General features: G+C 70.4%; 10 protein-coding genes and 1 riboswitch. Of the genes, 9 read left to right on the forward strand and 1 reads right to left on the reverse strand.

The features are described 5' to 3' along the window. Positions 1-156: 156 nt before the first annotated feature. The 8 genes from shc to ACWCQM_RS40500 all read left to right on the forward strand — a co-directional run bounded on the left by shc (position 157) and on the right by ACWCQM_RS40500 (position 8241). Positions 157-2169 (forward strand): squalene--hopene cyclase, encoded by a 2013-nt coding sequence (gene shc, locus ACWCQM_RS40465; RefSeq protein WP_450920057.1) that lies wholly within the window; start codon positions 157-159, stop codon positions 2167-2169. A gap of 4 nt (positions 2170-2173) precedes the next feature. Continuing rightward, positions 2174-2824, forward strand: coding sequence for a phosphorylase family protein (locus ACWCQM_RS40470; RefSeq protein ID WP_450920058.1), 651 nt, complete (start codon positions 2174-2176; stop codon positions 2822-2824). Between the two features lie 6 nt (positions 2825-2830). After that, entirely contained in the window at positions 2831-3850 is a 1020-nt protein-coding gene (hpnH, locus tag ACWCQM_RS40475; RefSeq protein WP_450920059.1) for an adenosyl-hopene transferase HpnH, read from the forward strand. Positions 3851-3854: 4 nt separating this feature from the next. Then, positions 3855-3992 (forward strand): hypothetical protein, encoded by a 138-nt coding sequence (locus tag ACWCQM_RS40480; RefSeq protein ID WP_450920060.1) that lies wholly within the window; start codon positions 3855-3857, stop codon positions 3990-3992. A gap of 24 nt (positions 3993-4016) precedes the next feature. After that, a complete protein-coding gene (gene dxs / locus ACWCQM_RS40485; protein WP_450920061.1) occupies positions 4017-5927 on the forward strand; it encodes a 1-deoxy-D-xylulose-5-phosphate synthase in 1911 nt (636 codons plus the stop codon). Continuing rightward, positions 5924-7321 carry an aspartate aminotransferase family protein gene (locus ACWCQM_RS40490; protein WP_450920062.1) on the forward strand — a complete coding sequence of 466 codons (1398 nt, stop codon included), beginning with the start codon at positions 5924-5926 and terminating at the stop codon, positions 7319-7321. Before dxs ends, ACWCQM_RS40490 begins: the two co-directional genes overlap by 4 nt. 65 nt (positions 7322-7386) lie before the next feature. Further along, positions 7387-8004: a helix-turn-helix domain-containing protein gene (locus ACWCQM_RS40495; RefSeq protein ID WP_450920063.1), complete on the forward strand. Its 618-nt coding sequence runs from the start codon at positions 7387-7389 to the stop codon at positions 8002-8004. Between the two features lie 63 nt (positions 8005-8067). Beyond that, positions 8068-8241, forward strand: coding sequence for a DUF6126 family protein (locus ACWCQM_RS40500; RefSeq protein ID WP_198959723.1), 174 nt, complete (start codon positions 8068-8070; stop codon positions 8239-8241). Between the two features lie 12 nt (positions 8242-8253). Here the strand turns inward: ACWCQM_RS40500 and ACWCQM_RS40505 are convergent, their stop codons facing one another. Then, positions 8254-9078 carry a tyrosine-protein phosphatase gene (locus tag ACWCQM_RS40505; RefSeq protein ID WP_450920064.1) on the reverse strand — a complete coding sequence of 275 codons (825 nt, stop codon included), beginning with the start codon at positions 9076-9078 and terminating at the stop codon, positions 8254-8256. Positions 9079-9497: 419 nt separating this feature from the next. Next, positions 9498-9652: riboswitch (cyclic di-AMP (ydaO/yuaA leader) on the forward strand. A 4-nt stretch (positions 9653-9656) separates the two neighbouring features. Here ACWCQM_RS40505 and ACWCQM_RS40510 point away from each other — a divergent pair. Then, complete coding sequence (locus ACWCQM_RS40510; protein WP_450920065.1) at positions 9657-10610, forward strand: M23 family metallopeptidase; 954 nt, start codon at positions 9657-9659, stop codon at positions 10608-10610. Positions 10611-10732: the final 122 nt, after the last annotated feature.

Consider the following 10732-nt stretch of genomic DNA (forward strand, 5'->3'; position numbering starts at 1 on the left):
GCTCCGCGTACGGACCCCGGCCGCGGACCCCGCCATGGACGTACAGCGTCTGGAGCGGCGACAGGCTCGTGGTCGACCAGCTCCTGTTGCCCCACGGGGCGCCCGCCGACGGAGACCCCAGCACAGCAGAGGACCACACTGCACGAAGGGGAAGCCATGACAGCGACGACCGACGGAAGCACCGGAGCCGCGAACCTCCGCGCAGCCTCGGCAAGCGATCCGACCGAATCAACCATCGCCGCGGACGACACGCTCACCGTCGCGCGGCGGGCCGCGGAACGCTCGGTTGAGCACCTCCTCGGCAGACAGGACGAGCAGGGCTGGTGGAAGGGCGACCTCGCCACCAACGTCACCATGGACGCGGAGGACCTGCTGCTCCGTCAGTTCCTGGGAATCCAGGACCCGGCCACCGTCCAGGCGGCCGCCCGCTTCATCCGGGGCGAACAGATGGGCGACGGCACCTGGAACACCTTCTACGAAGGGCCGCCGGACCTCTCCGCCACCATCGAGGCGTACGTCGCCCTCCGGCTCGCCGGGGACCGGCCCGACGACCCGCACATGATCCGCGCGGCGGGCTGGGTCAGGGAACAGGGCGGCATCGCGGAGTCCCGGGTCTTCACCCGGATCTGGCTCGCGCTCTTCGGCTGGTGGAAGTGGGACGACCTCCCGGAACTCCCGCCCGAGCTGATGTTCTTTCCGAAGTGGATCCCGCTCAACATCTACGACTTCGGGTGCTGGGCCCGCCAGACCATCGTGCCGCTCACCATCGTCTCCGCCCTGCGGCCCGTACGCCCCGCCCCGTTCCCCCTGGACGAACTGCACACCGATCCGGCCTGCCCGAATCCTGCCAAGCCGGCTGCCTCCGCGGCCAGTTGGGACGGTGTCTTCCAGCGCCTCGACAAGGCGCTGCACCTCTATCACAAGGTGGCCCCGCGCAAGCTGCGGCGTATCGCGATGAACGCGGCGGCCCGCTGGATCATCGAGCGCCAGGAGAACGACGGCTGCTGGGGCGGTATCCAGCCACCCGCGGTGTACTCCGTCATCGCCCTGCATCTGCTGGGGTACGACCTCGACCACCCGGTGATGCGCGCCGGGCTCGAATCGCTCGACCGGTTCATCGTGTGGCGCGAGGACGGTGCCCGGATGGTCGAGGCCTGCCAGTCCCCGGTCTGGGACACCTGCCTCGCCACCATCGCCCTGGCTGACGCGGGGGTCAGCCCCGACCACCCGGCACTGGTCAGAGCCGCCGACTGGATGCTGGGCGAGGAGATCGTGCGGCCCGGCGACTGGTCCGTACGCAGACCCGAACTGGCGCCGGGCGGCTGGGCGTTCGAGTTCCACAACGACAACTACCCCGATATCGACGACACCGCCGAGGTCGTCCTGGCGCTGCGCCGCGTCCGGCACCCCGACCCCTCCAGGGTCGAGGCCGCCATCGAGCGCGGGGTCCGCTGGAACCTCGGCATGCAGTCCCGCAACGGCGCCTGGGGCGCCTTCGACGCGGACAACACCAGCCCCTTCCCCAACAGACTGCCCTTCTGCGACTTCGGTGAGGTCATCGACCCCCCGTCGGCCGATGTCACCGGGCACGTCGTGGAGATGCTCGCCGTCGAGGGACGGGCCGCGCATCCCCGTACCCGCAGGGGCATCGACTGGCTGCTCGCCGAACAGGAGGCGAACGGCGCGTGGTTCGGGCGCTGGGGCGTCAACTACATCTACGGGACAGGGTCCGTGGTGCCCGCGCTCATCGCGGCCGGGCTGCCGCCCGCGCACCCCTCGGTGCGGCGGGCCGTCGACTGGCTGAAGTCCGTGCAGAACGACGACGGAGGCTGGGGCGAGGACCTGCGCTCCTACCGCGAGGAGAAGTGGATCGGCCACGGCAGCTCGACCGCGTCCCAGACGGCCTGGGCGCTCCTCGCGCTGCTGGCCGCCGGTGAGCGGGAGAGCCGGTCCGTGGAGCGCGGGGTCGCCTGGCTCGCCAAGACCCAGCAGGCCGACGGTTCCTGGGACGAACCGCACTTCACCGGCACGGGCTTCCCGTGGGACTTCTCCATCAACTACCACCTCTACCGGCAGGTCTTCCCCCTCACGGCGCTCGGCAGGTACGTGTACGGCGACCCGTTCGCCCTCGCGGCCGGGCCGGGCACCGAGACCGGCGAGGGGGCCTGATCCCATGGGCGGTACGCACAAACCGTCCGCCCCCACCCCGCTGCTGATCGCCTGCGCGCTCGGCATCGAGCGCCTCGCCCTGCGCACCGGCAGGGCGGGCGCCGCCTCCGGGCCCGTGAGCGTCATCAGGACCGGGATGGGCCCCCGGGCGGCCGAGGCAGCGGTGCTGCGCGCACTGGGGCGGCACGAGGCCGCGGACGCCGCGGTCATCGCCTCCGGGTTCTGCGCCGGGCTCGCGCCCGGCATGCACCCGGGCGACCTCGTGGTGGCGGACGAGACCAGGGACGCCGGCTCCACCACGGTCTGCGTGGGGACCGGCGTGCTGGTCGACGCGCTGACCAGGGCGGTGCCCGGACGCACGGTCCACACCGGCCCGCTCATCGGCTCCGGGCACGTCGTCCGGGGGCCGGAGCGGGCCGGGCTCCGGGCCACCGGCGCCATCGCGGTGGACATGGAGTCCGCCGCCACTCTTCGCACCGCTCTGCGGACCGGGCCACGCCCGGTTGCGGCCGTACGGGTGGTCGTGGACGCTCCAGAGCATGAGCTCGTCCGTATCGGCACGGTCCGCGGTGGAATATCGGCATTCCGCGTTCTTCGTGCTGTCCTTCCCGCTTTTCATGAATGGCACCGATCTTTGCTGCTCCCCAGGAGGTGAGCCCAGATGGCCATGCCGCTCCGTCAGTCCATCAAGGTTGCGACGTATCTCTTCGAACAGAAGCTCCGCAAGCGGGAGAAGTTCCCGCTGATCGTCGAGCTGGAGCCCTTGTTCGCCTGCAACCTGGCGTGCGAGGGCTGTGGGAAGATCCAGCACCCGGCGGGAGTGCTCAAGCAGCGCATGCCCGTTGCCCAGGCGGTGGGGGCGGTGCTCGAATCAGGTGCCCCGATGGTCTCCATCGCCGGCGGTGAGCCCCTGATGCACCCCCAGATCGACGAGATCGTCCGTCAACTGGTGGCGAAGAAAAAGTACGTCTTCCTCTGCACCAACGCCATGCTGATGCGCAAGAAGCTCGACAAGTTCACGCCGTCGCCCTACTTCGCCTTCGCCGTGCACATCGACGGACTGCGCGAGAGGCACGACGAGTCGGTCGCCAAGGAAGGCGTGTTCGACGAGGCGGTGGAGGCGATGAAGGAGGCCAAGCGGCGCGGCTTCCGGGTCACGACCAACTCCACCTTCTTCAACACCGACACCCCGCAGACCGTCATCGAGGTGCTCAACTTCCTCAACGACGAGCTGAAGGTCGACGAGATGATGATCTCGCCCGCCTACGCCTACGAGAAGGCACCCGACCAGGAGCACTTCCTGGGAGTCGAGCAGACCCGCGAGCTCTTCAAGAAGTCCTTCGCGGGCGGCAACCGCAACCGCTGGAGGCTCAACCACTCCCCGCTGTTCCTGGACTTCCTGGAGGGCAAGGCCGACTTCCCGTGCACGGCCTGGGCGATCCCCAACTACTCGCTCTTCGGCTGGCAGCGGCCCTGCTATCTGATGAGCGACGGATACGTCCCCACCTACCGGGAGCTCATCGAGGACACCGACTGGGAGAAGTACGGCCGGGGCAAGGACCCGCGCTGCGCCAACTGCATGGCGCACTGCGGCTACGAGCCCACCGCCGTGCTCGCCACCATGGGGTCCCTGAAGGAGTCCCTGCGAGCGGCGCGGGAGACCGTCGGCGGGAGCCGGTGACGTCATGACCACTGGAGAGCCCGTCGCACTGGGTCTCTCCGCACTGCCGGCCCGGCCGCTCGCGGTGCGCCGCCCCTCGCGGCGCATCCAGGTCGGGTCGGTGGCGGTCGGCGGGGCTCCGGCCGTGACCGTGAGCCGATGACAGGACCAGAGAGAGGGCCCGAGCGTGACGATGCTGGAATCCATCAAGGGGCCGCAGGATCTCAAGGCACTGAGCCAGCCCGAACTCGGTGAACTGGCCGAGGAGATCAGGACGTTCCTCGTCCGGGCGGTGACGAGAACGGGCGGTCATCTCGGCCCCAACCTCGGGGTCGTCGAGCTCTCCATCGCCCTGCACCGGGCCTTCGACTCACCCGTGGACCGCATCCTGTGGGACACGGGCCACCAGAGCTACGTGCACAAGCTGCTGACGGGGCGTCAGGACTTCTCCAAGCTGCGGAGCAAGGGCGGTCTCTCCGGCTATCCCTCCCGCGAGGAGTCCGAGCACGACGTCATCGAGAACTCCCACGCCTCGACCGTTCTCGGCTGGGCGGACGGCCTGGCCAAGGCCAACGAGGTGCTCGGGCGCCCCCACCACGTCGTCGCGGTGATCGGCGACGGGGCGCTCACCGGAGGCATGGCCTGGGAGGCACTCAACAACATCGCCGCGGCCAGGGACCGTCCCCTGATCATCGTGGTGAACGACAACGAGCGCTCGTACGCCCCGACCATCGGCGGCCTCGCGAACCATCTGGCGACCCTGCGCACCACCGACGGCTACGAGCGCTTCCTCTCCTGGGGCAAGGGGGTGCTCCAGCAGACCCCGGTCATCGGCCCGCCGCTGTACGGATCGCTGCACGGCGCGAAGAAGGGCTTCAAGGACACCTTCGCCCCACAGGGCCTCTTCGAGGACCTGGGCCTCAAATACCTCGGCCCCGTCGACGGGCACGACACCGGGGCCGTCGAGTCCGCACTGCACCGGGCCAAGCGCTTCCACGGTCCCGTGCTGGTGCACTGCATCACCGAGAAGGGCCGAGGCTATCCGCCCGCGCTGGCCGACGACGCCGACCGCTTCCACACCGTCGGCCGGATGGACCCGTTGACCTGCGAGCCTCTCGTGGTGCCCGCCGCGCCCTCCTGGACCTCCGTCTTCGGCGACGAGATCGCGGAGATCGGCGCGGAGCGCCCGGACGTCGTCGCGATCACCGCGGCGATGCTGCACCCGGTCGGGCTCACCCGCTTCGCCGAGGAGTTCCCCGACCGCGTCTGGGACGTGGGCATCGCGGAGCAGCACGCGGCGGTCTCCGCCGCAGGGCTCGCCACCGGCGGTCTGCATCCGGTGGTCGCCGTCTACGCGACGTTCCTCAACCGGGCCTTCGACCAGCTGCTGATGGATGTCGCCCTGCACCGGTGCGGAGTGACGTTCGTCCTGGACCGGGCCGGTGTCACCGGCACCGACGGCCCCTCGCACAACGGCATGTGGGACATGTCCGTGCTCCAGGTCGTCCCCGGTCTCCGGATCGCCGCCCCGCGCGACGCCGAGCGGCTGCGCGAGGAACTGCGCGAGGCCGTGGACGTCGACGACGCGCCGACCGTGATCCGCTTCCCGAAGGAGTCGGTGGGGGAGCCGGTCGAGGCCGTCGGAAGGATCGGCGGGATGGACGTGCTGTACCGGGCGAAGGACCCCGACGTCCTGCTGGTGGCCGTCGGCGCGCTGGCCCCGGTCTGCCTCCAGGCCGCCGATCTGCTCGCGAGCACAGGAATCCGCTGCACGGTCGTCGACCCGCGCTGGGTCAAACCCGTCGACGACCAGCTGCCCGCGCTCGCCGCGCGGCACGGGCTGGTGGCCGTCGTGGAGGACAACAGCCGGGCGGGCGGCGTAGGTTCGGCCGTCGGGCAGGCGCTGCGGGACGCGGGTGTCGACGTACCGCTGCGGACGTTCGGCATCCCGGAGCAGTTCCTGGCGCACGCCGGGCGCGGCGAGGTGCTGGCCGAGATCGGGCTCACCCCGGTCGAGATCGCGGGACGCGTCGCCGCCACGCTGGAGCGCCGCGCGGCGGCGGAGGAGCGGACCACGCCGAAGGAGAGCGGGGCATGAAGGACGAACGGCCGGAAGGCTTCGATCTGGCGCGGCTCCTCGCGGAGCGCGGCGCCGAACGCTACGAGCTGCACACCCGGCACCTCAACCACCAGCTGCCCCGCATGCTGCGGACCATCGGCTTCGACAAGGTCTACGAGCGGGCCGAGGGCGCGTACTTCTGGGACGCCGAGGGCAACGACTACCTCGACATGCTCGCCGGCTTCGGGGTGATGGGGCTGGGCCGGCACCACCCCGTCGTACGCCAGGCACTCCACGACGTCCTGGACGCCTCGCTCGCCGATCTCACCCGCTTCGACTGCCAGCCGCTGCCGGGACTGCTCGCCGAGAAACTGCTCGCGCACAGCCCGCACCTGGACCGGGTCTTCTTCGGCAACAGCGGTACGGAGGCCGTCGAGACCGCGCTGAAGTTCGCGCGGTACGCCACCGGGAAGCCCAGGATCCTCTACTGCTCCCACGCCTTCCACGGGCTGACGACCGGCTCGCTCTCGGTCAACGGGGAGAAGGGGTTCCGGGACGGCTTCGCGCCACTGCTCCCCGACACGGCCATCGAGCTCGGCGACCTCGACGCGCTGCGGCGCGAGCTGAAACGCGGTGACGTGGCCGGGCTGGTCGTGGAGCCGATCCAGGGCAAGGGCGTCCACGCCTCACCGCCCGGCTTCCTGCGGGAGGCACAGGAGCTGCTGCACCGGCACAAGGCCCTGCTGATCGCCGACGAGGTGCAGACCGGGCTGGGCAGGACCGGCGACTTCTACGCCTACCAGCACGAGGAGGGCGTCGAACCCGATCTGCTCTGTGTGGCCAAGGCCCTCTCCGGCGGCTATGTGCCGGTCGGCGCGACGCTCGGCAAGGACTGGATCTTCAAGCGCGTCTACTCCTCCATGGACCGGGTCCTGGTCCACTCCGCGAGCTTCGGATCCAACGCCCAGGCCATGGCGGCCGGGCTCGCCGTCCTCGCGGTGATGGAGCAGGAGGAGACCGTCGCGAACGCCAGGCGCACCGGCGATCTGCTGCGCGAGCGGCTCTCCGCGCTCGTAGGCCGCTACGAGCTGCTGCACGAGGTGCGCGGGCGCGGGCTGATGATCGGCATCGAGTTCGGCCGGCCGGCCTCCCTCAAGCTCCGGAGCCGCTGGACGATGCTCCAGGCGGCGCGCAAGGGCCTCTTCGCACAGATGGTGGTGGTGCCGCTGCTCCAGAAGCACCGCATCCTCACCCAGGTCTCGGGGGACCACCTCGAAGTGATCAAACTGATCCCCCCACTGGTCATCGGGGAACCGGAGGTGGACCGCTTCGTGACCGCCTTCACGGCGGTCATGGACGACGCGCACAGCGGCGGCGGGCTCATGTGGGACTTCGGCAGGACACTGGTGAAACAGGCCGTCGCCAACCGTTGAGGCCCGGAGTTTGCCCCTGAGGCAATAAATTTGCCTCAGGGGAAAGTCCCTGGCCCAATGGAGGCATGAATCCTTCTGACGAAGGGGCGGCCGGCGAGCTTCCGGGGGTCGCGCCACGCCTGCGCGACCTGCGCCGCAACCGCGGTCTCACCCTGGAGGCCGCGGCCGGGCGGGCGGGACTCTCCCCGGCCCACCTCTCCCGGCTCGAAACCGGCCGGCGGCAGCCCTCGCTGCCGATGCTGCTCGGTCTCGCCAGGGTCTACGGTACGACCGTCTCCGAGCTCCTGGGCGAGATGCCGCCCGAACGTGACGCGATCGTCCGCGGCGGCCCCCTCGAAGGACCTCCGGGGGGCGACGCGGGCGGCTGGATCTACCGGCAGGCCGGCGGTTCCGGCCGGGCGATGCAGGCACTGCGCGTCCGCGTGCCGTACGGCACCGAGGGCGACCTCGTGCGGGTGCACCCCGGCGAGGAGTGGCTGTACGTCCTCGACGGCCGGCTGCGGGTCGTGCTCGGGGAGACCGTGCACGACCTCGATCCGGGCGACAGCGCACACTTCGACTCGCTCACCCCGCACCGGATCGCGGCGCTCGACATCGGTGGGGCGCGCCTGCTCTTCGTCCACACGCTGCTGCAGAGCCCCGCCGCCGAGCTGTGCCTCGGCAACGGGATCCATCGGCTCTGATCCGGTACACGCCACAGCCTGCCCCTTTGCCCCCGGCCCGAACAGCCGGAAGAGAGGACCGTCATGTCCGATTCGGAAGACTTCGACCCGCTGACCCCGCGCGGGGCGAAGAGCGCGGACACGCACGAGCGGAGGATGCCCCGCGGCGTCGTGATCCGGCTCATCGCCTACCTGGTGGCCGGACATGTCGTCGCGGCCTTCCTCTTCCTTCTCTTCAGCGTGGCGGGCAAGGGCTGACCGCCGTCGGCGCTACGGGCCCTCGACGAGGCGCTCGCGCAGCTTCTCGCGCGTCCCGGGGCTGATCCCGAGCCCTTCGCGCAGATAGCGGTCGGTGCCGCCCCAGATCTCCTCGATCGTCGCGAACGCGGCCGCGAGGTACTCGGAGTGGGCGCCGAAGAGCGGATTGAGCAGCTCCATGACCTCGTCGGACATGCCGACGGCCGAGGTGTCGCTGCGCCGCACCTTGTAGCGGCGGTGCGCGTCGTTCGACTTGAGGTAGTCGGCCTCGATGGCCTCCTTCTCGACACCGACGGCCAGCAGGGAGACCGCGACCGACAGCCCTGCCCGGTCCTTGCCCGCGGCACAGTGCATCAGCGCCGGCACGCTGTCCTCGGCCAGCGCGTGCAGCACGCGGCTGTGTTCGGCGGTGCGGTCCTTGATGATCGAGCGGTACGAGGCGACCATGCGCGCCGTTCCCCTGCCGTCGGCCAGGATCGAACGCAGCTGCTCGATGTTCCCGTCGCGAACCAGCCGCCAGAACTCCGCGCCATCGGCGGGGTCGGAGAGCGGAATACTGACATTGCGGACACCCGGCAGCTCCACGTCATAACCGTCGAGCTTGTGGTCGGCGGCGTTGCGGAAGTCGAAGACCGTGTGCAGGCCCAGTCCGGAGAGGAAGGCGGCGTCCTCCTCGGTGGCGTGGGCGAGGTGGCCGCTGCGGAAGAGGCGCCCGTACCGCACCGTGCCGCCGTCCACGGTCGGGAGTCCGCCCACGTCGCGGAAGTTGCGGACACCGGTCAGCTTGACGTCACCCGACTCGGCGTCGGCCGGCGGGACCTCTGGCAGCTGCGTCACAAGGGCTCCTGGGGTGTCTGGCGTCGGCGCCGCTCGCCGACGGGGGCACGCCCGCGACGATACGACATGGCTGCATCGGGCAATCGTCTCGGGCGCGACTCCACTCGCACTGTTTCGCACTCAAAAGCAATGACATGTCCGTATTGGTGTATTTAGCGGAACATGCCCCGCTTGTACGGGAGATGGGGGGAGCCGGGTGAGCGGGATCATATCCGTGACGGTGTGTGGCGGAGTCACCGGTGGGTATTCCTGACGCCGCCCGGAAAGCCAAGATCCGTAATCCACGGAGTGTGACCGGAATTCTTCGAGCGAATTGAAGCGCGGATTCCGGTACGCAATCCGCGGCTTGTTCCCGGCGTCCCGGCTCGCTTACGGTCACGGTCAATCCGGACGGAACGCCTAATCCTGCCGCCGTCCGGAATCCGCACCGACCTACGTGTGGCAGGAGCGGGGGAACCAGGTAAGCCGCCGTCCGGAGCGATCCGGAACGGCTCGGGGTCAAGACGCGCACCGCGCGGCCGGGCATCTCCAGTCCGAACCCGACAGCTCACCTCGCAGGCGCCGGAGAGGAATGCCCCATGCCCGCAAAGGGTAAGCACCGCCGTACCAGGACCGGCCCGATCTCGCGCGGCATCATCGCCGCGGGGGCCGGCGGCGCCGTTCTCGCCCTCCCGCTCATCGGCGCCACCGGCGCCAACGCCGCGGAGCAGGCCGCACCGGCCGCCACGTCCGCCGCCCGGAGCGCGCCCGCCGCGGCGGAGAAGAGCACCCCCAGGACCTACTCCGTCGTCGCCGGTGACTATCTCGCGAAGATCGCCGCGAAGAAGCACATCAAGGGCGGCTGGCAGAAGCTGTACAAGGACAACCGCGAGGTCGTCGGCGAGAACCCGAGCCTGATCCTGCCGGGCATGAAGCTGACCCTCGGCGCCAAGGCCTCCGCCGCCGCCGAGAAGTCCGCCGAGGCCACCCCCTCGAAGGCCACCCCCTCGAAGGCCACCCCCTCGAAGGCTTCCGCGTCCGCGGAGAAGGCGGCCGAGAAGCCCGCCGAGACGACCGCGGCCCCGGCCGCCGAGACGACCGCGACCACGGCCTCCTCCGACTCCGGCGCCTCCGAGAGCACCAGCTCCGGCTACGCCGCCCCGGTCGAGAACCCCAACGTCACCACCCAGTACCGCGCCTCGGGCGCCAGCTGGTCCAGCGGCTACCACACCGGCTCCGACTTCCAGGCCGCCTCCGGCACCAGCGTCCGGTCCATCGGCCCGGGCACCGTGGTCTCGGCGGGCTGGAGCGGTTCGTACGGCAACGAGGTCGTCATCCAGCACAGCGACGGCATGTACTCCCAGTACGCGCACCTGTCCTCGCTCGAGGTCACGGCCGGCCAGACCGTCACCGGCGGCCAGCAGATCGGCCTCTCCGGCTCCACCGGCAACTCCACCGGCCCGCACCTCCACTTCGAGGTCCGCACCGGCCCGAGCTACGGCTCCGACGTCGACCCGATCGCCTACCTGCGTTCGCACGGCGTCTCCATCTGAGACACGGCACCCTGACGGTGCGGAAGAGGGGCGGTGCGCCGAGGACCTGCTGGCCCTGGCCCGGCGTGCCGCCCCGTTCGCCTCGCTCCCCGAGTCCGCTTTCACCTCGGTGCTCGACATGC

This window comes from Streptomyces sp. NPDC002125, from assembly GCF_053593715.1.